The sequence below is a fragment of the Allobosea thiooxidans genome (assembly GCF_900168195.1).
In the GTDB taxonomy this organism is placed as follows: domain Bacteria; phylum Pseudomonadota; class Alphaproteobacteria; order Rhizobiales; family Beijerinckiaceae; genus Allobosea; species Allobosea thiooxidans.
This window is the reverse complement of record NZ_FUYX01000018.1, coordinates 1-24102: the sequence shown is the minus strand read 5'-3', so window position 1 is coordinate 24102 and position 24102 is coordinate 1. Positions and strand designations below refer to the sequence as shown.

General features: G+C 68.2%; 22 protein-coding genes and 1 tRNA gene. 9 read left to right on the top strand and 14 right to left on the bottom strand.

The window, feature by feature from the left end:
- Window positions 1-203 precede the first annotated feature (203 nt).
- Window positions 204-293, bottom strand: a tRNA-Ser gene (locus B5Y19_RS22905).
- Window positions 294-478: 185 nt separating this feature from the next.
- On the opposite strand from B5Y19_RS22905, the gene B5Y19_RS22900 reads away from it, so the two are divergent.
- The 5 genes from B5Y19_RS22900 to olsB all read left to right on the top strand — a co-directional run bounded on the left by B5Y19_RS22900 (window position 479) and on the right by olsB (window position 6421).
- Window positions 479-799 (top strand): hypothetical protein, encoded by a 321-nt coding sequence (locus tag B5Y19_RS22900; protein WP_055730085.1) that lies wholly within the window; start codon window positions 479-481, stop codon window positions 797-799.
- Between the two features lie 82 nt (window positions 800-881).
- Entirely contained in the window at window positions 882-1538 is a 657-nt protein-coding gene (gene msrA / locus B5Y19_RS22895) for a peptide-methionine (S)-S-oxide reductase MsrA (RefSeq protein ID WP_055730140.1), read from the top strand.
- Between the two features lie 96 nt (window positions 1539-1634).
- Complete coding sequence (locus tag B5Y19_RS22890) at window positions 1635-3188, top strand: YifB family Mg chelatase-like AAA ATPase (protein ID WP_055730084.1); 1554 nt, start codon at window positions 1635-1637, stop codon at window positions 3186-3188.
- Window positions 3189-3274: 86 nt separating this feature from the next.
- Window positions 3275-5365, top strand: coding sequence for a hybrid sensor histidine kinase/response regulator (locus B5Y19_RS22885; protein WP_055730083.1), 2091 nt, complete (start codon window positions 3275-3277; stop codon window positions 5363-5365).
- A 183-nt stretch (window positions 5366-5548) separates the two neighbouring features.
- On the top strand, window positions 5549-6421 hold the full coding sequence (gene olsB / locus B5Y19_RS22880; protein WP_411914167.1) for a l-ornithine N(alpha)-acyltransferase: 873 nt from the start codon (window positions 5549-5551) through the stop codon (window positions 6419-6421).
- 6 nt (window positions 6422-6427) lie between these two features.
- On the opposite strand, the gene B5Y19_RS22875 is transcribed toward olsB, so the two are convergent.
- Genes B5Y19_RS22875 through B5Y19_RS22865 form a run of 3 tightly spaced genes read right to left on the bottom strand, consistent with a single transcriptional unit; the run spans window position 6428 to window position 9119 of the window.
- Complete coding sequence (locus tag B5Y19_RS22875) at window positions 6428-7294, bottom strand: SDR family oxidoreductase (RefSeq protein ID WP_055730081.1); 867 nt, start codon at window positions 7292-7294, stop codon at window positions 6428-6430.
- Window positions 7291-8415, bottom strand: coding sequence for a tRNA epoxyqueuosine(34) reductase QueG (gene queG, locus B5Y19_RS22870; protein ID WP_280174397.1), 1125 nt, complete (start codon window positions 8413-8415; stop codon window positions 7291-7293). The genes B5Y19_RS22875 and queG overlap by 4 nt, the downstream gene beginning before the upstream one ends.
- 11 nt (window positions 8416-8426) lie before the next feature.
- Window positions 8427-9119 (bottom strand): glutathione S-transferase family protein, encoded by a 693-nt coding sequence (locus B5Y19_RS22865; protein WP_055730080.1) that lies wholly within the window; start codon window positions 9117-9119, stop codon window positions 8427-8429.
- A 255-nt stretch (window positions 9120-9374) separates the two neighbouring features.
- Between B5Y19_RS22865 and B5Y19_RS22860 the strand changes: the two genes are divergently transcribed.
- Window positions 9375-10172, top strand: a complete 798-nt coding sequence (locus B5Y19_RS22860) for an undecaprenyl-diphosphate phosphatase (protein WP_055730079.1) — start codon at window positions 9375-9377, stop codon at window positions 10170-10172.
- Window positions 10173-10314: 142 nt separating this feature from the next.
- Here B5Y19_RS22860 and B5Y19_RS22855 read toward each other — a convergent pair whose 3' ends face one another.
- Entirely contained in the window at window positions 10315-12045 is a 1731-nt protein-coding gene (locus B5Y19_RS22855) for an MFS transporter (protein WP_079592160.1), read from the bottom strand.
- A gap of 80 nt (window positions 12046-12125) precedes the next feature.
- On the bottom strand, window positions 12126-12998 hold the full coding sequence (locus tag B5Y19_RS22850; protein WP_244555697.1) for a protein-methionine-sulfoxide reductase heme-binding subunit MsrQ: 873 nt from the start codon (window positions 12996-12998) through the stop codon (window positions 12126-12128).
- Window positions 12999-13122: 124 nt separating this feature from the next.
- Here B5Y19_RS22850 and B5Y19_RS22845 point away from each other — a divergent pair, with 124 nt between their 5' ends.
- Window positions 13123-13737 carry an HAD family hydrolase gene (locus B5Y19_RS22845; RefSeq protein ID WP_055730077.1) on the top strand — a complete coding sequence of 205 codons (615 nt, stop codon included), beginning with the start codon at window positions 13123-13125 and terminating at the stop codon, window positions 13735-13737.
- A 33-nt stretch (window positions 13738-13770) separates the two neighbouring features.
- Here B5Y19_RS22845 and B5Y19_RS22840 read toward each other — a convergent pair whose 3' ends face one another.
- Both B5Y19_RS22840 and B5Y19_RS22835 read right to left on the bottom strand, forming a co-directional pair.
- Window positions 13771-14901, bottom strand: a complete 1131-nt coding sequence (locus B5Y19_RS22840) for a saccharopine dehydrogenase family protein (RefSeq protein ID WP_079592159.1) — start codon at window positions 14899-14901, stop codon at window positions 13771-13773.
- Window positions 14902-15089: 188 nt separating this feature from the next.
- A complete protein-coding gene (locus B5Y19_RS22835) occupies window positions 15090-15533 on the bottom strand; it encodes an Lrp/AsnC family transcriptional regulator (RefSeq protein WP_055730075.1) in 444 nt (147 codons plus the stop codon).
- 234 nt (window positions 15534-15767) lie between these two features.
- Between B5Y19_RS22835 and B5Y19_RS22830 the strand changes: the two genes are divergently transcribed.
- Entirely contained in the window at window positions 15768-16223 is a 456-nt protein-coding gene (locus B5Y19_RS22830) for a hypothetical protein (RefSeq protein WP_055730074.1), read from the top strand.
- 96 nt (window positions 16224-16319) lie between these two features.
- On the opposite strand, the gene B5Y19_RS22825 is transcribed toward B5Y19_RS22830, so the two are convergent.
- From B5Y19_RS22825 to ilvD, 6 genes are all read right to left on the bottom strand, one after another.
- Complete coding sequence (locus tag B5Y19_RS22825) at window positions 16320-17093, bottom strand: amino acid ABC transporter ATP-binding protein (RefSeq protein ID WP_055730073.1); 774 nt, start codon at window positions 17091-17093, stop codon at window positions 16320-16322.
- Window positions 17093-17746 (bottom strand): amino acid ABC transporter permease, encoded by a 654-nt coding sequence (locus B5Y19_RS22820; protein WP_055730072.1) that lies wholly within the window; start codon window positions 17744-17746, stop codon window positions 17093-17095. Before B5Y19_RS22820 ends, B5Y19_RS22825 begins: the two co-directional genes overlap by 1 nt.
- Before the next feature lie 7 nt (window positions 17747-17753).
- Complete coding sequence (locus tag B5Y19_RS22815) at window positions 17754-18413, bottom strand: amino acid ABC transporter permease (protein ID WP_055730071.1); 660 nt, start codon at window positions 18411-18413, stop codon at window positions 17754-17756.
- Window positions 18414-18431: 18 nt separating this feature from the next.
- Complete coding sequence (locus B5Y19_RS22810; protein WP_055730070.1) at window positions 18432-19277, bottom strand: transporter substrate-binding protein; 846 nt, start codon at window positions 19275-19277, stop codon at window positions 18432-18434.
- Window positions 19278-19599: 322 nt separating this feature from the next.
- Window positions 19600-20706, bottom strand: a complete 1107-nt coding sequence (locus B5Y19_RS22805; RefSeq protein WP_055730069.1) for an HPP family protein — start codon at window positions 20704-20706, stop codon at window positions 19600-19602.
- Window positions 20707-20908: 202 nt separating this feature from the next.
- Window positions 20909-22750 (bottom strand): dihydroxy-acid dehydratase, encoded by a 1842-nt coding sequence (gene ilvD / locus B5Y19_RS22800; RefSeq protein WP_055730068.1) that lies wholly within the window; start codon window positions 22748-22750, stop codon window positions 20909-20911.
- A gap of 199 nt (window positions 22751-22949) precedes the next feature.
- Here ilvD and B5Y19_RS22795 point away from each other — a divergent pair, with 199 nt between their 5' ends.
- Window positions 22950-23816, top strand: a complete 867-nt coding sequence (locus B5Y19_RS22795; protein WP_055730067.1) for a LysR substrate-binding domain-containing protein — start codon at window positions 22950-22952, stop codon at window positions 23814-23816.
- Window positions 23817-24102 lie beyond the last annotated feature (286 nt).

The following is a 24102-nucleotide window of genomic DNA, read 5'->3' as shown; positions in this document are numbered from 1 at the left end:
AGCACTCTGGAGACCCGCTTGCGGACAGGCTGTCAAAGTCCGCTTCTGGCACATTTCGGAAGCTGGCGGGCAGACCCCCAGGCTGCGGCGAGCTTGATCACCCACAAGAGCCGAGAGCAGTGGGGAAGGCTGCGTGCCAGGCCGAGCGTTGGGGCGAGAGGGCGATTCTCTAGCCATAGCGCCAGAGAGATCAGCAACTTGCATGGCGGACAGGGCGGGATTCGAACCCGCGATACGGTTTCCCGTATACACACTTTCCAGGCGTGCGCCTTCAACCACTCGGCCACCTGTCCGGCGCGCTGCTTATGACCGCCGGCTCGCCATCTTTCAAGGGCCGAGATGCTGCGTTTTGCACAATCCCGCAAAAACGCGGCGACCGGTTGCGATCCGGCCCCGAATAGGCCCTTCTGGGAATGCGGGCGTCCGGGGGCGCGGCGGCTCGTGTTCCGAAACCAGACAGAGGGCTGGGGAGCAGGTCGTGCGGTTTCTTCTACGTCTGGTCGGATATCTGCTGGTTGCCACCGGCTTCGTCATGGTGGTGCTCGACGGCGCCCGCTCGATCGCCAATTCCGGCCTGCGCTTCACCGCGCTGGGCGAGGTGCTGGCTTCAGCGCTGCAGGAACGCTACGGGCTCCTGCAGCCGGCCATCGAGCGCAACATCCATCCCTTGCTCTGGGACCCGGTGCTGCTGACGCTGCTGCAGGCGCCCGCGGCCTTCGCCGCGCTCCTTCTCGGTTTCGCTCTGCTCTGGCTGGGAAGGCGGCCCGAGCCCCGGATCGGCATTGTCACGCGTCGGTGAAAGCCCGTTGCGCCGCGGGCCCTGTGCGAAGGCCCGCGGGAGGCCTACATAGGCGGCAGGCTCGAACGGAACGGAGCGAATGATGTTCTCCCTGCGCAAGAAGACCGAAATGCCGACCCCGGCGGAGACCCTGCCCGGCCGCGACGCGGCGATCCCCACAGCCGAAACCCATTTCGTCAACGGGCGCGCGCTGGTCGGCCCCTATCCGCAGGGCATGCGCAAGGCGTTGTTCGGCCTCGGCTGCTTCTGGGGCGCCGAGCGCAAGTTCTGGCAGAGCGGCGAGGGAATCTGGGTGACCGCCGTCGGCTATGCCGGCGGCACGACGCCGAACCCGACTTATGAGGAGGTCTGCTGCGGCCTGACCGGCCATACCGAGGTCGTCCTCGTCGTCTACGACCCGGCCAAGATCGCCTATGAGGATCTGCTGCGGGTCTTCTGGGAGAACCACGATCCGACGCAGGGCATGCGCCAGGGCGGTGACATCGGCACGCAGTATCGCTCCGCGATCTATGCCTACGACGTCGAGCAGAAGGCGGCGGCCGAGCAATCGCGCGACGCCTATCAGAAGGCGCTCGCCGCCGGCGGCTACGGCCCGATCACGACCGAGATTCGCGACGCTCCGACGCTCTACTTCGCCGAGGACTACCACCAGCAATATCTCGCCAAGAACCCCGCGGGCTATTGCGGGCTGGGCGGCACGGGCGTCGCCTGCCAGATCGGCCTCGGCGTCGAGGCCTGACCTCGCCCAGCGTGAGCCGCCTTTCGGTTCTCTGTATGTTCTTGCGTCGCCGCTGAAGCTCCGCTAGCTTTCCCGTGGGGAAGGGGCGGGGCCGACATGGTGACGCGAGTCGCGACGGTGGCGTTCGAAGGCGTCGAGGCACGCGCCGTCGATGTTCAGGTGCAGGTCGCGGCCGGTGGCGTCGCCTTCATCCTGGTCGGGTTGCCCGACAAGGCTGTGGCGGAAAGCCGCGAGCGGGTTCGCGCCGCGCTGCTCGCTTCTGGCCTGGCCTTGCCGGCCAAGCGCATCACGATCAATCTGGCGCCGGCCGATCTGCCCAAGGAAGGCAGCCATTACGATCTGCCGATCGCGCTCGCGGTCATGGCTGCGATCGGTGCGATCCCGCCCGATGCGCTTGCCGGCTATGTCGTGCTCGGGGAGCTCGGGCTCGACGGCACCATCGCGGCGGTGGCCGGCGTCCTGCCGGCGGCGATCGCCGCCTATGCGCGCGGGCAGGGGCTGATCTGCCCGGCAGCCTCCGGGCCCGAGGCGGCCTGGGCGGCCGCCGACATCGATATCCTGGCGCCGCGCTCGCTGATCCAGCTCGCCAATCACTTCAAGGGCACGCAGGTGATGGCACGGCCGGAGCCGGCGGTTGCCCGCCAGGCCGGCACGCTGCCGGATCTCGCCGATGTGAAGGGGCAGGAGAGCGGCCGCAGGGCGCTCGAGATCGCGGCTGCCGGCGGCCACAACCTCCTGATGAACGGCCCGCCCGGCGCCGGCAAGTCGATGCTGGCGAGCCGTCTGCCGTCGATCCTGCCGCCGCTTTCGCCGCGCGAGCTGCTCGAGGTCTCGATGGTGCTCTCGGTCGCCGGGCATCTCGCCGACGGCGCGCTGACCGATCGCCGCCCCTTCCGCGCGCCGCATCATTCGGCCTCCATGGCCGCGCTCGTCGGCGGCGGCCTCCAGGCGAGGCCGGGCGAGGTCTCGCTTGCGCATCACGGTGTGCTCTTCCTCGACGAGCTGCCTGAGTTCCAGCCGCAGGTGCTGGACGCGCTCCGCCAGCCGATGGAGACCGGCGACGTCCTGATCTCCCGCGCCAATCATCGCGTCTCCTATCCCGCACGCTTTCAGCTCGTCGCGGCGATGAATCCCTGCCGCTGCGGCAAGGCGACTGAGCCCGGCTTCGCCTGCCGGCGCCAGCCGAACGAGCGCTGCATGGCGCAGTACCAGGCCAGGCTGTCCGGCCCGCTGCTCGATCGGGTCGACATCGCGATCGATCTGCCGGCCGTGACGGCGGCCGATCTGATCCTGCCCGCGGCGGGGGAGAGCTCGGCCGTGGTGGCCGTGCGGGTGGCCGAGGCACGGCGGCGCCAGAGCGCCCGCTTCGAGGCGCTCGGCCTCGCCGAGCGAGGGCTCGGGCATGTCGCCACCAATGCCGCCTGCCCGGTGCCTGTGCTCGAGGAGATCGCGCGTCCCGACAATGCCGGGCTCGCATTGCTGCGCGATGCCGCCGAGGCGATGCGCCTGACGGCGCGAGCCTATCACCGGATCCTGAAGGTCGCCCGCACCCTCGCCGATCTCGACGGGGAGGACAGGGTCGGCCGGCTGCATCTGGCCGAGGCCTTGTCCTACCGCTCGCGCGGCGAGCCGTTCGTACAGGCGGCCTGACTGGTTAACCGGCGCTCTACGGCGACCGGTCAAATTTGGGCTTTCGCCAGGCGGCTTTCTCAAGAGACGGTCGCTAGACCGGGAACATGGCTCCTTCATTCTGGTCATGGCCGATCGTCGCAGGCGCGCTGCTCGTCCTGTCCGCGGCTTTCGCGATTCTGCGGCTGCTGCGCCAGCGTGCGAAGCTGCGGCGACAGGTGTCGAACCTGTCGCAGGACGCGGAGACCCTGAACGACCGGCTCTGGAGCCTCGCCGACAGCGAGGAGCGCTATCGCAGCCTGATCGAGGCGCAGGGTGACTTGATCGTCCGGCGCGAGGGCGCGCGCATCGTCTACGCCAACCGGGCCTATGCGGTGCTGTTCGGCGCCAGCGAGGTCGATCTCGTCGGCAGCAAGATTCAGCTTCCCCAGCTCGCCAGCCGGCCGGTGCAGCTTCTGGAGGGGGGCGCGCGCAGCTTCGACGAATGCGTCGCGACCTACGAGGGCGAGCGCTGGATCTCCTGGGTCGAGACGGCAGTGCCCGGCACCGAGGGACGCATGCTGATCCAGCGTGTCGGCCGCGACATCACCGCCCGCATCGCGGGTGAGGACGCTCTGGTCGAGGCCCGGTCGCGGGCCGAGGCGGCGAACGAGGCCAAGTCGCGCTTCCTCGCGACGGTCAGCCATGAGTTCAGGACGCCCCTCAACGGCATTCTCGGCATGGCCGATCTGCTCGCCGATACCGGGCCCGATGCCGAGCAAACTACCTATATCGAGGCGCTCAGGACTTCCGGAGAGGCGTTGCTGGCCCTGGTCGACGACATCCTCGATTTCGCCAAGGTCGAGGCCGGCAAGCTGGAACTGGTCGAAGAGCCCTTCGATCTCGTCCAGCTGGTCGAGACGGTCGCCGAGCTGGTGGCCCCGCGCGCTCAGGCCAAGGGCATCGAGCTTGCCGCCCATATCGCGCCCGATCTGCCGGCGCGCCTGATCGGTGATCGTGACCGGTTGCGGCAGGTTCTGCTCAACCTCGTCGGCAATGCCGTGAAATTCACCGAGACCGGCGGCGTCGGCGTGAGCCTCCGGTCGGCGGGCCCGAATCTCGAGATTGCGGTCGCCGATACCGGGCCGGGCATCCCGGCCGACCGGCTCGACGTGATCTTCGGCGAGTTCGAGCAGCTCGACCACGGAGCGGGCATGCGGCAAAGCGGGGCCGGCCTGGGGCTGGCGATCGTCCGGCGTATCGTTGGCTTGATGGGAGGCGAGGTCCGGGCCGAAAGCCGCCTCGGCGAAGGCGCGACCTTCCGCGTCCTGCTGCCGCTGCGCGCGGCCGACGCGCCGGCGAGCCGCATTCCCTACTGGCATCGCGAGCATGTCGTGCTGGCCTCGCCCGCCCCTTTCGCCGCGCGCTTCCTCGCCGAGACGATCCGGGCGAGCGGCGCGGCCGTCTCGGTCGCGGCGACGGTGGAGGCCGCCCGTGCCAAACTGGCCGGCGACAGCTCGGTCACGGCGACGCTGGTCGATCACGCCCTCGGCGATGCGCCGGCGAAGGACCTCGTGGCGGCCGCCGCGACGGCCGGTGTTCGCAATAATCTGGTCCTGCTGTCGCCGCTGGAGCGGCGGCAATTCGGGTCGCCGCAGGCGGCCGGCTTCTCCGGCTTCCTGATCAAGCCGGTCCGCACCCGCTCGCTCTATGAACGCCTTGGCGCCGGGTTCTCGCCGGCGGTGTCCGCGCCGGCCGACAAGGGCGTCGCACCGCCGGCAGCGCGGCGCGCACCCGGAAAGAACCTGGCCGTGCTCGTCGCCGAGGACAACGAGATCAACGCCCTGCTCGTGATTCGCACGCTCGAGCGCCTTGGCTGCACTGCGGTCTGGGCCCGGGACGGGCGCGAGGCGCTGCAGCGGATCGAGGCAAGCTTCGCCGGCGTTGCCGCGCCGCTCGCCCTGGCGCTGCTCGATGTGCGCATGCCGGTGATGACCGGGCTCGACTGCGCCCGTGCCATCCGCGCGCTGGAATGCCGGCTCGGCCGCGGCACGGCGCTGCCGCTGGTCGCGGTCAGCGCCAATGTCGCGCCGGCGGATCGTGAGGCCGCTCTGGCCGCCGGCATGGATGACTGCCTCCCGAAGCCGCTGGAGCGCGCAGCCCTGCTGCGCTGGCTCGAACGGCTGTCGTCGTCCTCCGCCGGGAGCCGGATGGCTTGACGGGCGTCACGGCTTCGACGCAGTTTTGTCGCGAAGTTGTAAGATCACCGGAGCAAGCCTACCTCAGGCCCAGAGCGGCTTGGGGGGACGAGACAAGCGATGGCATTGCACGTTTTTGGCACCAAGAACGCGCTGCCCGCACGGTTGTCAGCCGGCAACCGGTTCTCCCGGTTGGCCCCGCTGATGCTGATCACGGGTGGAGCGATGCGCCGATTCGGCACCGAAACCGACGAAGCGCCGCCGTTGTCCGGCACGCTTGGCCGGCTCGGCTCGCTTGAAGTCCGCCTGGCGCGCGGCCCGCGCGAGGTCTGGCGGGCGCAGCGCCTGCGCTATCGTGTCTTCTATCAGGAGATGTCGGCGAAGCCTGATGTCGTGGCGCGCGTGTTCCGGCGCGATGCCGACCGCTTCGACGCAGCCTGCGACCACCTGCTCGTCATCGACCATGCCGCGCGTGGCCGCTTCGGCGGCGTCAAGCCCAAGGTCGTCGGCACGTATCGCCTGATGCGTCAGAGCGCGGCCGAGAGGCTCGGCGGCTTCTATACGCAGGGCGAATTCGATCTCGCGCCGCTCCTCGCTCGTCACCCCGGCCAGCGTTTCCTCGAGCTCGGCCGCTCCTGCGTGCTGAAGCCGTATCGGACGAAGCGTACGGTTGAGCTGCTCTGGTCGGGCATCTGGGCCTATCTCCAACATCACCGCATCGACGCGATGTTCGGCTGCGCCTCCTTCGACGGCACCGACCCCGATGCGCTTGCGCTGCCGCTGAGCTTCCTGCACCACCACGCCCATTCGCAGGGCGAATGGAGCGCCCGGGCCCATGCCGAGCACTATGTCGGCATGGATCGCCTGCCGCTCGAGATGGTCGACGCCAAGCTCGCGCTCAAGCAGATGCCGCCGCTGATCAAGGGCTATCTGCGGCTCGGCGCGCGCTTCGGCACAGGGGCTGTCATCGACCGCCAGTTCGGCACCACCGACGTGCTCGTCGTCCTGCCGGTCTCGGCGATCGACAAGCGCTATGCCGACTATTACGGCGGCGAGACGCCGCGCCGCGCCGCCTGACGCGCTTCACTCGCCAGTCGCAGCCAGGGCCCGCAGCGCTTCGCGATAGGTCGGATAGCGGAAGGCGTAGCCGAGCTCCTGCTTCACCAGCATGTTCGAGACCCGCTTGCTCTCGCCGTAGAAGCTTGCAGCCATCGGCGAGAGCTCGGCCTGTTCGAACGGGATCTCGGGCGGCGGCTTGAGACCGGTCAGTTCCGCGGCGAAGGTGATGACGTCCTGCGGCGGTCCAGGCTCGTCGTCGGTCACGTTGTAGACCGCGCCGTTGCGCGGCTTCGCCAGCGAGGCCATCAGCACGCCGGCGATGTCGTCGACATGGATGCGGTTGAACACCTGCCCGGGCTTGATCAGGCGGGTCGCCTTGCCTTCGCGCAGCTTCCCGATGGCGTTGCGGCCGGGGCCGTAGATGCCGGACAGGCGGAAGATCTGGACCGGCTTGCCGCTGTCGCGGCCGAGCGCGAGCCAGGCCTCCTCGATGGCGACGCGCTGGCGCGTCCGGGCGTTCGTCGGGGCCGGCGGCGTCGCTTCGTCGATCCAGGCGCCGCCCTGGTCGCCATAGACGCCGATCGTCGAGAGATAGCCGATCCAGCGCAGCTTCGGCGCCGTCGTCAGCGCCGCGCGCAAGGGGCCGAGAGCCGGGTCGCCATCCTCCGACGGCTGTACCGAGACCAGCACGGCATCGGCCTCCGCCACCGCCTTCGCGAGGGCCGACGAGACCGCGAAGCCGCCGAAGACCAGGGTCCGGATGCCCTCGCGGCTGAGCTCGGCGGCCTTCTCGGCCGAGCGCACGGTGCCCGTCACCTCCCAGCCTCGCGCCAGGGCGGCGCGCGCGAAGAACCCGGCGGAATAGCCCAGGCCGAGGATCAGGATGTTCATGCGGCGTCTTCCGTCTGGGGCGTGAGTGCGTGCCATTCGGCGCGCACCTGCGGGTCGCTTTCGCTGTCGAGCTTGGCCGCGGCGAGCTCGCCGGCGCGCTCCGGATCGAGCCGGCCGAGAGCCCAGGCCGCCATGGCGCGGACGAGCGGCGAGGGATCGGCGAGATGGGGCAGGGCGCTTTCGGCAAGCGCGGCTCTGCCGCTGTTGCCGATCGCGATCAGCACGTTGCGCAGGAAGCGGTCGCGGCCGGTGCGCTTCACTGGGGTGCCGGCGAAGAGCTTGCGGAAGCCGGCATCGTCGAGGCGGGCGAGCGCGGCGAGATCGAGCCCGTCGAGCTCGTCCTTGAGCGCGAGCCGGGTTTCCTGCGCGGTCTGCGCGAACTTGTTCCAGGGGCAGACGGCCAGGCAGTCGTCGCAGCCGAAGACGCGGTTGCCGATGCCGGGGCGCAAGGCGGCGTCGATATGGCCGGGATGCTCGATGGTGAGATAGGCGATGCAGCGGCGCGCATCGAGCTGGTAGGGCGCCGGGAAGGCATCGGTCGGGCAGATGTCGAGGCAGCGCCGGCAGGAGCCGCAATGGTCGCGCTCGGGCGCGTCGGCGGGGAGCTCCGCAGTGGTGTAGATCGCGCCGAGCAGCAGCCAGGAGCCATGCTCGCGCGAGACCAGCACTGTGTGCTTGCCCTGCCAGCCGAGCCCGGCCGCCTGGGCCAGCGGCTTCTCCATCACCGGGGCCGTGTCGACGAAGACCTTGACGTCGGCACCCGCGCGCGCCGCGAGCAGGCCGGCGACGCTTTTGAGCTTGCCCTTGATGACGTCGTGATAGTCGCGCCGGCGCGCATAGAGCGAGATCGCCGCCTTGTCCGGCTGCGCCAGCACGGCCAGCGGATCGCCTTCGCCGGCATAGTTCATGCCGAGCATGACGACCGAGCGGACCTCGCTCCACAGCCGGCGCGGGTCGGCGCGCTGGTCACGGCGCTCCGCCATCCAGCCCATCTCGCCCTGATAGCCGCTGTCGAGCCAGGCCAGGAGCCGCCCGGGCGCCTCGGGAATCGCGTCGGCTCCGGCGACGCGGATCACCGCGAAGCCCTCGTCGCGCGCGCGTTCGGCGACGGCGCGCTTCAGCTTGTCGCCGCTCAGAAGTCCAGATTGTCGTAATGCGCGCTCGGAGCCATGCCGGGCATGCGGTCGCTCAGCAGCGGCCGGAAGCTCGGTCTCGACTTGATCCTCGCATACCATGCGCGAGCCGCCTCATCCTCTTCCCAGGGCACGTCGCCGAGATAGTCGACGCAGGACAGATGCGCCGCCGCCGCCAGATCGGCATAGCTCAGACGCGCCCCCGCGAGCCAGTTCCTCTTGGCCAGCAGCCAGGAGATATAGCGCAGATGATAGCGCACATTCGCGCGCGCCGCCCGGATCGCGCTCATTTCCGGCGGCCCGCCGCCTTCGTCGCGGCTCATGAACCGCTTCATCACCTTTTCCAGCACGAGCGGGCCGGTGATCTCCTCGTGGAACTTGATGTTGAACCAGTCCAGCAGGCGGCGCACCTCGACGCGCTCGCCGGGCCCTTCCGGCAACAGGCGCCGATCCGCCAGCGCCAGCCCGCGGGTCTCGTCGAGATATTCCGCGATCGGGCCTGCGCCGGGTACGGCCAGCCCGTTCTGCTCCTGGAAGACGGGGGTTGTTCCCGCCGTATTCAGCTCGAGAAATTCCCGCCGTCGCTCCCAGACGCGTTCTTCGACCAGCTCGGCCTCCATGCCGAACTCGGCGAGGGCCAGGCGGATGAAGCGCGAATGCGGGCACAGCGAGTAATGATACAGGGTCGCCATGGAACTCATGAAGACTGTGAAGCAGGCAAAATGCGACGGAAGCAGGGCCGTCGGGCTCGGAAAGGCCCGATAGGCGATCGGCGCTGCTATATCAGGCCCGAAAACCGCCACAACCCGCCGCGATGCGGAAGCGCGCAATTTGGCCCTGCTGCTTCGCGAAGTGGTAACCAATTTGCAAAGAGCTCGGCGTAAGCCGGTTGAACGTCCATGCACGCGCCTCCGGGCGTCACCTGCGCCGCACGAGGGCTTTCCTCCATGCAGAACTTCATCGAAGCCTTCGTCCTCGGCATTGTCGAGGGCCTGACCGAGTTCCTGCCGGTCTCCTCCACCGGGCACCTGCTATTGCTCGGGCACTTTCTCGGCTTCGAATCGAACGGCAAGACCTTCGAGGTGCTGATCCAGCTCGGCGCGATCCTGGCGATCCTGCTCGTCTATTTCCGTCGCCTGCTCGACATCGCGCTGCGGCTGCCGACCGACCCCTCGGCCCGGCGCTTCGTCCTCGGCGTGCTGATCGCCTTCCTTCCGGCCGCGGTGATCGGCGCGATCCTGCACGGGTTCATCAAGACCGTGCTGTTCAACCCCTTCATCGTCTGCTGCACGCTGATCGCCGGCGGCCTGATCCTGCTCGTCGTCGACGAACTCGAGCTGCAGGAGAAGCACGCCGATGCCACCACCTTCCCGCTGCCGATGTATTTCAAGATCGGCCTGATCCAGTGCCTGGCGATGATCCCGGGCGTCTCGCGTTCCGGCTCGACCATCGTCGGCGCCATGCTGCTCGGCGCCAGCAAGCGGGCGGCGGCCGAATTCTCCTTCTTCCTAGCCATGCCGACCATGGCGGGAGCCTTCGCCTACGACCTGCTCAAGAACTACAAGACCCTGACCTTCGACGACGGCGTCCTGATCGTCATCGGCTTCGTCGCCGCCTTCTTCGCGGCGCTGATCGTGGTGCGCAGCTTCCTCGATTTCGTCTCGAAGCGCGGCTTCGCGCCCTTCGCCTGGTGGCGGATCATCGTCGGCATGGTCGGCCTCGCCGGCCTCTGGATCGTCGGCTGAGCCTGGCCGGGCAAGGCAGAGATCCGCGCCGTCATCCCAGCTCCCATCATGCTCGCCCTTGTGGCGAGCATCCACGTCCTGAACACTGCGCTTCATCGGTGAAGACGTGGAGTCGGGACAAGCCCGACCATGACGAACTGCCTCAGACGGGCCGCGCCGGATCGTTGAGCGAATCCGCTAGCGTGGGCGCCCGCGTCGCCGGCAATTGCGGCAGCGACGTCGTCTGCCGCTCGATCATGCGGTGGACCACCGGTGGGTTCGGGCCGCTATGCAGCGCGCGCACCCGCTCGCCGATCTCGGCATCGGCCTGGGTGACGCGCTGATTCTGCCGGACATATTCGACCCAGGTCGGGCTGTCATAGCGCTCGACCCAGAGCGTCGGATCGGTCAGGTCACGCAGCAGCGTCCAGTGCCGGGCGCCGTCGCGGCGCCGGATCCGCCGACGCTCGGCCATGACGTTAAGGAAGGCGACCACGTCCTCGGGCTTGATGATGTACTCGATCGTCACGATCACCGGCCCGGAGCGAGGCTCGATGTCGACCGCGACCTTCGGTTCGCGCCAGCGGCTGAGCGGATCGAGGTTGAGGGCTTCCAGCGGCGGCAGCCGATAACGCAGCCCGAGCGCGGCGCCGACGAGCAGCGTCACCGCCGAGAGCAGCAGGGCCTTCTCCACGCCGAAATGCTGCGCCGAGCGACCCCAGGCCCAACTGCCGATCGCCATGCCGCCGAAGGTCGCCATCTGGTAGAGCGCCAACGCCCGGCCGACGACCCAGCGTGGCGCGGACAGCTGCACCGTGGCGTTGAAGGTCGAGAGGGCCAGAACCCAGCACGCCCCGCAAATGCAAAGCCCCGCCATCGCCAGCCAGATCGTCTTGCTGAACGCGATGATGGTCACTCCGGTGGCGTAGGCGATGAAGGTGGAGCGGACCAGCGCCTCGGTGCTCATCGCCCGCCGCAGGCGCGCGCTCATGAAGGCGCCGGCGACCGCGCCCGCGCCGAAGGCGCCGAGCAGCACGCCATAGGTGAGCGGGCCGCCGCGCACGAGATCGCGCGCGATCAGCGGCAGCAGCGCCAGCCCGACGATGGCGCCGAAGCCGTAGACGAACGCGCGCAAGGTGACGGTGCGGATGTTCGGCGACATCGCGACATAGCGCACGCCCGCGCTCATCGCGATGAACAGGGTCTCGCGCGGCAGCAGGCGCTCGATCTTCGGCGGCTCCCAGCGCGCCAGCACGACGAGCAGCGGAATGTAGCTGAAGGCGTTGATCGCGAAGGCGGCGACGGCGCCCGCCGCCGCGACGATGGCGCCGCCGATCGCGGGGCCGACGCTGCGGGCGATGTTGAAGGCGACGCTGTTCAGCGTCACCGCGGCGGGCACGTCCCGGCGCGGCACCATGTCGCCCACCGAGGACTGCCAGGCCGGGTTGTTGAGCGCCGTGCCGCAGCCGATCAGGAAGGTGAAGGTCAGGAGCAGCCAGGGCGTGATCAGGCCGAGCCAGGCGAAGACGGCAAGCATCACCGAGACCAGCAGCATGAAGACCTGCGCGGTCAGCAGAATGCGGCGGCGATCGTAATTATCGGCGATCGCGCCGGCTGCCAGCGAGAACAGCATCACCGGCAGCGTGGTCGAGGCCTGGACCAGCGCCACCATCTCGGCCGAAGGCGAGATCGAGGCCATCATCCAGGAGGCGCCGACCGCCTGGATCAGGCCGCCGAAATTCGAGGCGAGGCTGGCGAACCAGACGGCGCGGAAGATCGGCTGCTGCAGCGGGACGAAGGGCGAGACCCGGGCCTGTGCCGGCTTGATGCCCTCCGAAGCGAGCTCGGCTTCTACGACATCGGCAGTCGGCTGGGCATGTGGGTCGTCAGGCATGCCATAGGGTTAGAGCATGAAGGCTGGAGGGGGAAACCCTTTCGGTTTCGAGGATGTCGAAACTTGGAAGGTTCTTCTCCTCACGCCGTCGCCGGCCGCCGTGCCTGCCGGGGCTGTCGCGCCTTGCGAACCCGCAGCCCATGGCCGAGCGCGACCAGGAGCCCGGCGAGCGCGACCCAATGCGCCGGCCGCAGCGAGGCATAGTCCTGATAGGTCAGGATGTCGGCATTGGCCTGGAAGACGAGCCAGGCCGAGACGCCGGAGGTCGCCGCATACCAGCCTGCCTCCAGCCCGGCGGTGAGCAGCCCCGCGAGCAGCGCCGTGCCGGCCAGGATCGGCGCCGAGACCGGCAGTTTCCAGCGATACAGGCCGCGATAGAGCATCAGCAGCAGGAAGAGCCCGCTCATCAGTACCGGCTCGGTGACGTCGATCTTGGACTGCAGCGCGAAATGCAGGAGCGCCAGCATCGCGATCGGATAGACGAGGTTGTGCAGGCGCTGCCAGCTCTTGCCGAGCCGGCGGATCATGCCATCGGTGGAGGTCGCGCCGAGCGCGACGAGGCCGATGAGCGCGACGAAGCCGATGGTGAGATAGAACCGCTTCACGATCTCGGAGACGATCAGCCCCCAGTCGAACGCCATGTCGATGCAGTAGAGGGCGAGATGCCCGAGCGCGTAGCTCATGACGCCGAGGCCGAGCATGCGGCGGATCCCGATCAGCTTGCCCCAGTCGAACAGGCGCCGGAACGGCGAGATCGCGAGCGTGGCGACGAGCAGCCTGACGGTCCAGGTCCCGGTCTGGTGGATCGCCTCGGTCCAGGGCTTGGAGCCGAGCTGATGCATCCAGGCGGCGTGGAGCAGGAGCAGCGCCGGCACCAGCAGCAAGGCGAAGGCGACCGCCCGCAGAGCCGAGAAGCGGCCCTGCCGGTCGGCCCATGGCAGCCAGGTCGTCACGGATGCTCTCCGATGCGAAACGTCATGCCCCCGCATAACCGATGGGGTCGGTCGCTGTCCTGCACGTCTGGACACAAGCCCGTGAATGGGCTGTCCTGAAGCCCCTTTTCACGCGGAATTCGTGATGGCCTCGAACAGCCCCACCGTCGTCTTCGATGTCGGCAATGTGCTGCTGCGCTGGGATGCGCGGCTGATCTACGGCTCGCTGATCCCAGAACCGGAGCGGCTCGACTGGTTCATGCAGAATATCTGCACCGGCGACTGGAATCTGGAGCAGGATCGCGGCCGGAGCTGGGAGGAGGGCGTGGCCCTTCTGGTCAAGCAGCATCCGGAATGGGAGCGCGAGATCCGCGCCTTCGACGAGCGCTGGCACGACAGCGTGCCACACACCATCGCCGATAGCGTCGCGGTGCTCGAGGATCTGAAGGGGCAGGGCGAGAAGGTCTACGCAATCACCAATTTTTCGCGCGAGAAATGGGCGGAGTGTCTGGTCCGTTTCCCGTTTCTGCAGAGCTTCGACGGCGTCGTCGTCTCGGCCCATGAGCGGCTGCTGAAGCCGGAGCGCGCGATCTACGAAGTGCTGCTCGATCGCTACGGCCTCAAGGCCGGCGACTGCATCTTCGTCGACGACAGCGAGAAGAATGTGGTGGGGGCCCGCAATATCGGCATGCGGGCCGTCCATTTCGTCGAGCCCATCGACCTGCGCGCCGAGCTGCGCGGCCTGGGCGTCAGGCTCTGACGGGCAGAACCTGACGGTCGGGAGAGCGCCGCTTCAGGCTGCGCTCTTGATCGTGGTGGCGGGCACCAGGCCGGCGGCGTCGACGCCGCGGGCTTCCCGCACCAGCCGGGTACCGGCCTTGGTGGCCAGGAAGTCGGCGAGGACGGCGTCTTCCTGCCGCACGAAGCCCTTGGCGGGCAGCTTGCCGGCGAGGAAGAGCTCGATCATCGCGACGCAGCCGGCGGCGGTGGTGAGCTGGATGGCGCCGAGCTGGTCGTTGCCGTCATAGCGCAGCACGACGCTCTCTTCCTCCAGGCGGCCGTTGCGCTCGCCGACGCCGGTCACGAAGATCACGACCACGTCCTTGCGGGTGAAGGGCGCGGAGTGGCTGAGGATGCGGCGCATCGTCTCGCGATCATCGGCGAGCTCGAGGTCGCGCAGCAGGAGCTTCATAATCTCGGCATGGCCGGGATAGCGCAGCGTCTTGTAGCTCATGTTGCGCACCTTGCCGGCCAGCGTCTCGGTCAGCGTGCCGAGCCCGCCCGAGGTGTTGAAGGCCTCGTAGGCGACGCCGTCGATCATCACGCCCTCGATGCCTTCCAGCGCCGGCACCAGCGTCGGCTGGCCGTCGAAGACGATCTCGCAGGGGTTGCAGTACTCGTTGATCAGCCCGTCGACCGACCAGGTCACGTTGTAGCGCAGCGCGTTGGTTGGGTAGAGCGGAAGCGCCCCGACGCGCATCTTGATGGTGCGGACGGTCTCGAAGCGCGCGGCCATGTCGGCGCCGAGGATGCAGATGAAGCCCGGGGCGAGGCCGCATTGCGGGGCGAGCGCGATCTCGGCGGTGGCGCCGAGCTCCTTGATGTAGGCGGTGGTGGCGACGTCCTCGGTCAGGTCGAAGTAATGGGTCTTGGTCTCGGCCGCGACCCTGGCGATGCCCTTGTTGAGGAAATAGGGGCAGGCGCTGACGACGATGTCGCGATCCTTGAGGAAGCTGCGCAGCGCGTCGAGGTCGGAGGCATCGACCGCGGCGGTGGCGAAGCGGCCGCCGGCGACCTGCTTGAGCCGGGCCGCGGCGGCGTCGGCCAGCGTCACCTCATGGCCCTGCTCGGCCAGCATGCCGGCGATGATGACGCCGATCTGGCCGGCGCCGAGCACGGCGATGCGTTGCTTCTGGATGGTCATGTCGCGATCTCCTGACGGGTCGGGCAGGCAAGGCACCTCCCTCTCGTGCCGATCATCGCTTCAACTGGCGCATGCTTTAACGGGCGGATCGGCGCGAGGCGCAGCGATCTGCCGTCAAGATGAAGGAATATGCGACATATCGATGGGAAATGGACGGGGCGGCCTCCGGCCATGCCCGCCTAGCGGCATCAGCGCTCGAACTTCCGCGCCAGAATCACGGAGGAGGTGGTGCGCCGGACCCCTTCCATCTCGGCGATCCAGTCGATGATGGTGTCGAGGTCGCTCGCTGTCTCGCATTCGATCTTGACCGAGAGGTCGAAATGGCCGCTCAGCGTGTGGCACTGCACGATTTCGGGCCGCTTCTTCAACGCGGCGACCACGCTGCCCTGCTGCCGGACCTCGAGTTCGATCAGGATCAGTGCCGCGATCGTCGTGGCCGGCCGGCTCGCCTTGCCGAGGATCGTGGTATAGCCCGCGATCACGCCGTCGCGTTCCAGCCGCGCCAGGCGGCCCTGGGCCGTCGCCCTGGAGACGCCGAGCATCTTCGCGATCTCGGACAGCGGCAGCCGGGCATTCTCGGTCAGGATGCGGATGAGTTCGCGGTCCTTCGCGGCATCGGAAGGCCGTGCCATATCGCCTCCAGCTGTGAGTTGGGCCGTCATATAGCAGGGAAATGCAGGAAACCGGCAAGGGGTGGGCCCGGATGGTCCCCCGGTCCATGCCTCGCTCATCGACGCAAGACCTTGCCTGCAAAGGAACATCTTGCGGGCGGATGGGTTGTTGGCGCGCCGGAAAGGGCTTGCTTCGGCGGGCAAATCGGAGTGGCATGCCGACCGGCGGCAGCACGCTTTGCCATGGAGAACGCCATGTTCAGGACTTTCATTCTCGCATCAGCATCGGCCTTCGCCCTCGCCTGCTTCGCTGCGACACCCGCGGCGGCGCTGACGATGAAGGAATGCAGCGCCAAGTATCAGGACGCCAAGAAGGCCAACACGCTGAAGGGCCAGAAGTGGAATGATTTCCGCAAGGCCCAGTGCGGCGACGACGACGCCAACGAGGCCGATGCCGCCGCGGCCATGCCGGCCGAGACGGCCGCCCCCGCCGCGGCGCCTGCCGCCAAGCCGATGGGCAAGGCCAAGGCTGCGGTCTTCCCGAAGACGGTCTCGCAGAAATACTCCAATGAGTCGGCCGGCAAGGCGCGCCTGAAGACCTGCGCCGACCAGTACAACGCCAACAAGGCGGCCAACGCCAATGGCGAGCTGAAGTGGATCGAGAAGGGCGGCGGCTACTGGAGCCAGTGCAACGCCAAGCTCAAGGGCTGATCGCCGAGACGGCTGCTCGAGCCGATATGGCAACGCCGCGCCGCGAGGCGCGGCGTTCCGCTTTTCCAGCCGGGCGGTTGCGGCCTGCGACGCGGCTCAGTGGCGCGTGTTGCGCAGGAACGCGGCCAGGCGCTGGTTCTTCGGTGCCCCGAAGATCTGCTCAGGCGGGCCGTCCTCGACGATGCGGCCCTGCTCCATGAAGACGACGCGGCTCGAGACGTCGCGCGCGAAGCGCATCTCATGCGTCACGATCAGCAGCGTCGCCCCGTCGTCGGCGATGCTCTTCACGGTGTTGAGGACCTCCTGGACCAGCTCCGGATCGAGCGCCGAGGTGACCTCGTCGAGCAGGACGAGCTTGGGGTTCATCGCCAGCGCTCGCGCGATCGCGACGCGCTGCTGCTGCCCGCCCGAAAGCTGGCTCGGATAGTGATCGGCCCGGGCGGCGAGCCCGACGCGGGTAAGCCATGTCTCGGCGACAGCCCGGGCCTCGGCCTTGGGCAGCCTCAGCACCTTGCGCAGGCCGAGCATGACGTTGCCGGCAGCGGTCAGATGCGGGAACAGGTTGAAGCTCTGGAAGACCATACCGGTCATCGAACGCTGGCGCGACAATTCGCGGTCGCCGAACCTGTGGCGGCGGCCATTCGCCGAGCGGTAGCCGATGGTCTCGCCGTCGAGGACGATGTCGCCGCCCTGATACTCTTCCAGCAGGTTGACGCAGCGCAGCAGCGTCGTCTTGCCCGAGCCGCTGGAGCCGATGATCGAGACGACGTCGCGCCGGTCGAGATCGAGGTCGACGCCCTTGAGCACGTCGACCGTGCCGAATCGCTTCGTCAGGCCGCGGATCGCCAGGAGGGGTTGCTGCTTGTCCATCAGTGTTGCCCGACCCGTCTTTCGACGGCTTTGCCCAGTTGGTCCAGCACGATGTTGATCGCCAGATAGAGGATGCCGGCGAAGACATAGAACTGGATGGTCATGAAGTTGCGGCCGATGATCTCCTGCGTCTTGAGCAGGAGTTCGCCGACGCCGATCATCGAAAGCAGGCTCGAGCCCTTGATCAGCTCGACGCCGGTATTGATCCAGGGCGGCAGCGCGCTGCGCGCCGCCTGGGGCAGCAGCACATAGGCGAGCAACTGCGGGAAGGTCAGCCCGATGCTGCGCCCCGCCTCCGCCTGCCCGGGCGGGATCGCCTGCAGCGAGCCGCGCAGCAATTCGCCGATATGCGCGCCGGCGAAGAGCGAGAGGGCCAGGATGCCGGCCTGCGTCGGGCCGAGGCTCAGGCCCGCGACAGAGGGGATGTAGAAGGCGGCGAGGATCAGGACGAGCACCGGCGTGCCGCGCATGATGTCGACATAGAGCCGGAAGGGCAGCTTCAGCCACCAGGGTGCGTAGGAGAGCTGGATGCCGACGATGCCGCCGAGCAGCGTGCCGAACAGGATCGAGGCGGCGGCGATCTGGACGGTGAGCAGGAAGCCGTCCCAGAGGGCGAAGCGGGCGATCCAGAGCTGATCGAGAAAGACTTGCATCGGCGCCTCAGAACTTCGGGAAGCGCCGTTCCAGGCCGCGCAGCAGCATGGCGATGACGACGCAGGCGGCGATGTAGAGCCCGCTCGCGACCGTCCATGTCTCGATGACCCGGAAGGTGTCGACGTTGATCTTGCGGGCCTCGAAAGTCAGTTCCGGCACGGCGATGGCGGCGGCGATGGACGAATCCTTGAACATGCCGATGAAGGTGTTGCCGAGCGATGGCAGGGCGTTGCGCAGCATGATCGGCGCAACGACGGAAACATTGGTCTGCAGCCGCGTCAGGCCGATCGAGCGCGCCGCCTCGATCACGCCCTTGGGCACGGAGATCAGTCCCGCCCGGAACACTTCGGTGAGATACGCGCCGGAATAGAGCGCCAGCGCGCCGACGAAACTCTGGTACTTGTCGAGGGTGATGCCCGTCTGGGGCAGGGCGAAATAGGCGAGCAGGACCAGCACCAGCAGGGGCAGGTTGCGGACCAGCGAGACATAGAGGGCCGCGAGGCTGCGCAGCGCCCGGTAGGGCGCGACGCTGGCGAAGGCCGAGAGCAGGCCTAGCAGGGTGCCGATCGCGACGGCGACGACGGCGAGCCCGAGGCCGATGGCGAGCCCCGACAGAAGCTTGTCGAAGCTCGCCCAGACGGCGCCGAAATGCAGCGAGTAATCCACGAGGCGCGGTCAGACGGCTCAGCGGAATTCCTGCGGGAAGCCGATCTTGGGCTCCGGCGGCGTCTCGCCGAACCAGCGCTCATAGGCCGCCTTGTAGTTCGGGAAGGTCGTGCCGGTCATCGACTCGCGCAGCGCGACGTTGACGAAACCGAGCCAGTCCGGGTCACCCTGCTTGACGATGCAGGAATAGGTCTGCGGGTTCCAACTATAGCCCGAATCCACATAGCGGCCGGGATTCTGCTTCATGTAGAAGCGTAGCGACGAGGAGTCGGTGGCGGCAGCCTGGGCGCGGCCCGAATTCAGCGCCTGGTACATCAGGTCGACGCTCTCGAACTGGTCGACCTTTGCCTCCGGCAGCGCGTCCTTGACCATCTTCTCCGCGAAGACGTTCTGCAGCACCGAGACGGTAACCTTGCTGCCCGCCGCCTTCAACGCCGCGAAATCGGCGAAGGGGCCGCCGGCGACCAGCATCAGGCTGACGCCCTCGCGGTAATAGGGCACGGTGAAGGCGACCTGCTGCGCGCGCGCCGCGGTGACGGTGACGAACTGGCAGGCGATGTCGACCTTGCCGGTGACGATGTTCGGGATGCGGGCATCCGAGGCCTGGTTCACGAATTCGATCTTGTTGGGGTCGTCGAAAAGGCCCTGCGCGATGATCTTGGCGATCTCGATGTCGAAGCCGACGAGCTCGCCCTTCTCGTTGCGGAAATGCCAGGGCGGATTGGTGCTGCCGGTGCCGACGATGAGCTTGCCGCGGCTCAGCACCTCCTTGAGCTTGCCCTGGGCCGAAGCGCCTGTCGCAGGCAGCATCGCGCAGGCGATGACCCCGAGCCCCGCCGCGATCTTCATCATCTTATGGAACATGGCACCCTCTTCGCGCTGCCCGCCCGGAGCCGCCCCTCGCGCCCCCGGTGCCGGAAGGAGACGACGGCGCGGCGCTGCCGGACAAGGGGCGGCCGTTTCGCTGGACGAAACGGCCGGTTCGGACGAAGACACGCGCGAGGCGCTCGCTGCCTGTCACCACGCTAAAGCATCGGGCCCGGAAGTGGAAATCACGTTTCGGGCGAATCCGGCGCTGTGACAGGGGGATAGGCCGCCGCCGCCACGCGTGCGGCGGGGTGCGTCGGCAATCCGGCGCTGGCCCCGCCGAAGCCGGATTGGTTCGCGGACAAGGGAGGTCGGCGTCTCAGGCGGCCTCGCGACGCAGCGGGCTCAGCAGCATGCCGAGCAGGTCGCTCTGGCTGACGAGGCCGATCACGCGTTCCTGGCGGTCGACCACGACAACCGCATGGTGGCGGCCGTCGGTCAGGGTCGGGATCAGGTCGATGGCCGGCTCCTGCGGCTGCGCGACGACGGCTGCCGACATCACGTCGCGGACACGCTGCCCCGGCCGCGCTAGCTCGCGCAGGCCAAGCGTTCCGAGCAGCCTGTTGTCGCGGTCGACCACCGGCAGCGTCCGGATGGCATGGTCGAGCAGCAGCCGGCGGGCGGTCTCGACGTCGTCGTGCTGGTCCACCTTGATCAGATCGCGCGACATGATGTCGGCGCAGAGCGGCTGACCATGGCTGCGCCCGAGCGCATGCTGCTCGACGCGCCGGAGCAGCTTGTCGAGATCGGTGCGGTCGATGTCGAAGGCCTCGCCCAGATCGCCGAGGGCGGCGTCGATATCGGCTTCATTGAAGCCGACGCGGTTGATGGAGGGCGGGTCCTTGGTGCCGTGGGCGTTCGCTGCGGGGGCGGCGCGATGCGGGTAGCTGTGGCTGGAGAAGCGATGGAAGGCGACGCCGAGCAGGGTCAGCACCAGCGCGTTGAGCCCGACCGGCACGAAGGCGAAGCCGAGCCCATAGGCCGCGACGGCAGGCCCGCCCAGCGCCGCGGTGAGCGCGGCCGCGCCGCCGGGAGGATGCAGGCAGCGCAGCAGCGACATCGCGGCGATCGCGAGCGCGACGGCGAAACCCGCGGCAATGGCGGGCTCCGGCACGTAGCGGCTGACGGCGAGGCCGATCAGCGCCGAGACGGTGTTGCCGCCGACGATCGGCCAGGGCTGCGCGAGCGGGCTCGACGGGATGGCGAAGAGCAGCAGGGCCGAGGCGCCCATAGGCGCGACGAGCAGCGGCAGATGCGGATCATGGCCGAGAAGCAGGCTGCTGATCAGCCCGGTCGCGCCGACGCAGACCAGGGCTCCGAGGCAGGCGACGAGCCGGTCCCGCCAGGTCGCGCCCGCGAGGATCGGAACGAAGAGCCGCAGGCGCGAGCGCCCGTCCGCGGAAGGCTGGGGGGAAACGGAAGTCATGAAGGCCGGCCGGTGTGCTTGAAATCGCGGCAGGCTCAATAGGCGGAACCGGATGCGCCGGGCAACGCCAAACTGGCATCGCGGCGGCGCCTGCGCGCAAAACGGAAGAAAGCCCCTTTCCGGGGCTCGCTCTCTGGAAATTCGCTCTCGGCAAAGCCATGCGCCCGGCCGTCTCCAGCCGGGCGCATGATAGGATCTGCGATCAGTCGACCATGCGCACCGCGCCTTTGGCGGCGCTCGTCGTCGTCGCGGCATAGGCCTTGAGCGCGGTCGAGACCTTGCGCTTGCGCGGGGCGGCCGGCTTCCAGGCGTCCTTGCCCTTCGCTTCCATCGCCGCGCGCCGGCGCGCCAGCTCCTCGTCCGAGACCTGGAGCGCGATCGAGCGGTTCGGGATGTCGATGGCGATGATGTCGCCGCTCTCGACCAGGCCGATCGCGCCGCCCTCGGCCGCTTCCGGCGAGACATGGCCGATGGACAGGCCGGAGGAGCCGCCCGAGAAGCGCCCGTCGGTGACGAGCGCGCAGGTCTTTCCGAGGCCCTTCGACTTCAGATAGCTCGTCGGGTAGAGCATTTCCTGCATGCCGGGCCCGCCGCGCGGCCCCTCATAGCGGATCAGCACGATGTCGCCGGGATTGACCTTGCGGTTGAGGATGCCGTCGACCGCCGCGTCCTGGCTTTCGAAGATCACGGCGGGGCCGGAGAATTTGAGGATCGAGGCGTCGACGCCCGCCGTCTTCACGATGCAGCCGTCCAGCGCGATGTTGCCGAACAGCACGGCAAGGCCGCCATCCTTGGAATAGGCGTGCTCGGCGCTGCGGATCACACCGGCCTCCCGGTCGAGGTCGAGCTCCTCGAAGCGCCGCTCCTGGCTGAAGGCGGTCTGCGTCGGCACGCCGCCGGGCGCGGCGCTGTAGAAGCTGCGCACCGCCTCGCTATGCGTCTGTTTGATGTCCCAGCGCGAAAGCGCCTCGGCCATGGTCGGGCTGTGGACGGTTGGCAGCGAGGTGTCGATCAGCCCGGCGCGGTCGAGCTCGCCCAGGATCGCCATGATGCCGCCGGCGCGGTGGACATCTTCCATATGGACGTCCGCGACGGCCGGCGCGACCTTGCAGAGCACGGGCACGCGCCGCGACAGCCGGTCGATATCGGCCATGGTGAAGTCGATCTCGGCCTCATGCGCCGCCGCCAGCAGGTGCAGAACCGTGTTGGTCGAGCCGCCCATGGCGATGTCGAGCGTCATCGCGTTCTCAAAGGCCTTGAACGAGCCGACATTGCGCGGCAGCACGCTCTCGTCGTTCTGGTCGTAGTAGCGGCGCGCGATGTCGACGATCAGATGGCCGGCCTCGACGAAGAGGCGCTTGCGGTCGGCATGGGTGGCGAGCGTCGAACCATTGCCGGGCAAAGCGAGGCCCAGCGCCTCGGTCAGGCAGTTCATCGAATTGGCGGTGAACATGCCGGAACAGGAACCGCAGGTCGGGCAAGCCGAGCGCTCGATCACGTCGACCTGCGCGTCGGTGTATTTGTCGTCGGCCGCGGCGATCATCGCGTCGACGAGGTCGACCTTCTTCAGCACGCCCTCGGCGATGAACTTGCCCGCTTCCATCGGCCCACCCGAGACGAAGACGGTCGGGATGTTGAGCCGCATCGCCGCCATCAGCATGCCTGGCGTGATCTTGTCGCAATTCGAGATGCAGACCATCGCGTCGGCGCAATGCGCGTTGACCATGTATTCGACGCTGTCGGCGATCAGCTCGCGCGAGGGCAGGCTGTAGAGCATGCCGTCATGGCCCATGGCGATGCCGTCATCGACCGCGATCGTGTTGAACTCCTTGGCGACGCCGCCGGCCTTCTCGATCTCGCGCGCGACGAGCTGGCCGAGATCCTTCAGATGGACATGGCCCGGCACGAACTGGGTGAAGGAGTTGACCACGGCGATGATCGGCTTGCCGAAATCGCCGTCCTTCATGCCGGTGGCGCGCCACAGGCCGCGGGCGCCGGCCATGTTGCGGCCATGGGTGGAGGTGGCGGATCTCAGCCTGGGCATCTCATGCGTCTCCGTTGCGGGCTCCTGATGTCCCGTTGGGCTGCAACCTATCGTCGCCGCCCGCTGCGGCATAATTGAATTCTTCGATTTCCATGATCGGCGGCGCGCATGGCCGCGCCTGCGCCGATGGCCGGGACAGCCCGGTGCCAAATTGGCATAACGGGCCTTGGTCATCGCAAGGAGCCTTGGGGGCAGGGGCATGCTGCGCAATATCGACGTTGATCTGCTGCGCAGCTTCGCGACGATCGCCGAGTTGCGCAGCTTCACCCGCGCTGCGGCCGCTCTCGCCCGCAGCCAGTCGACGGTGAGCACCCAGATCCGCAGGCTCGAGGAGCTGGCGGGGCAGACGCTGCTGCAACGCTCGCCGCACGAGGTGTTGCTGACGCGCGCGGGCGAGCAGTTCCTCGGCTATGCCCGCCGCATCGTCGCCCTGCATGACGAGGCGCTCGACGTCATCAACGCGCAAAGCGTCAGGGGCCGCGTCCGGCTCGCGGTGATGGATGACTACGCCACCATCGTCCTGCCCGAGACGCTGGCCCGCTTCGCCCGCTCGCATCCCGAGGTCGAACTCGAAGTCACGACCGGCTTCACCCGGGATCTGCTGAACAGCCTCGGCGAGGAGTTTGATCTCGTGCTCGCGACGCAGAAGGCCGGCGATGGCCGCGGCGATGTGCTTCGCAAGGAGCACACCGCCTGGGCCTGCTCCGATCGCGTGGCTTTCGCGCTGGACGAGCCGCTGCAACTCGCGCTGCTGAAGGCGCCCAACATGTTCCGGGAATGGGCGCTGGAGGCGTTGAACGAGGCGGGGCTGCGCTGGCGCATCCTGTTCTCCTCCTCGAGCATCGGCGCGGTCGAGGCCGTGGCGGCCTCGGGCGCGGCGCTGACCGTGGTCAAGGCGGGCACGGCCCGGCCGGGCCTCAAGCTGCTGGGCCCCGATCAGGGATTGCCGGCTCTGCCGGCCTCGGAGATCGCGCTGCATCAGGCGCCCGGTCGTGCGTCGGCCGCGGTCGCGGCGCTGAGCGGCTTTCTTGCCGAGGCCTTGGCCGAGGCCGATCTGCCGTCCTGAGGCGGTTCTGAGCCGGCCTTGCGAGCCTCGCCCAGGGGGCAGGGAAGGGCGCATGCGGCGCTGCGGTGGAGAAAAACGGGGCGCCGCTGCCGGGAGAAACCGGATTCTCCGGCTAACTATTTGAATTCCATGGAGAACCGTTTTTTGTCGAAAAACTTTCAAAATGGCCGTTGACAGGAGAAAGGGGTCCCGCCTATAAACCGCCCATCGAGACGGCGCCGCCGCTGAGCGGCGCTGTTGACGCGCTTCACTGACTGGCAGGGCGTTTGGTCCGGTGGGTTTGACC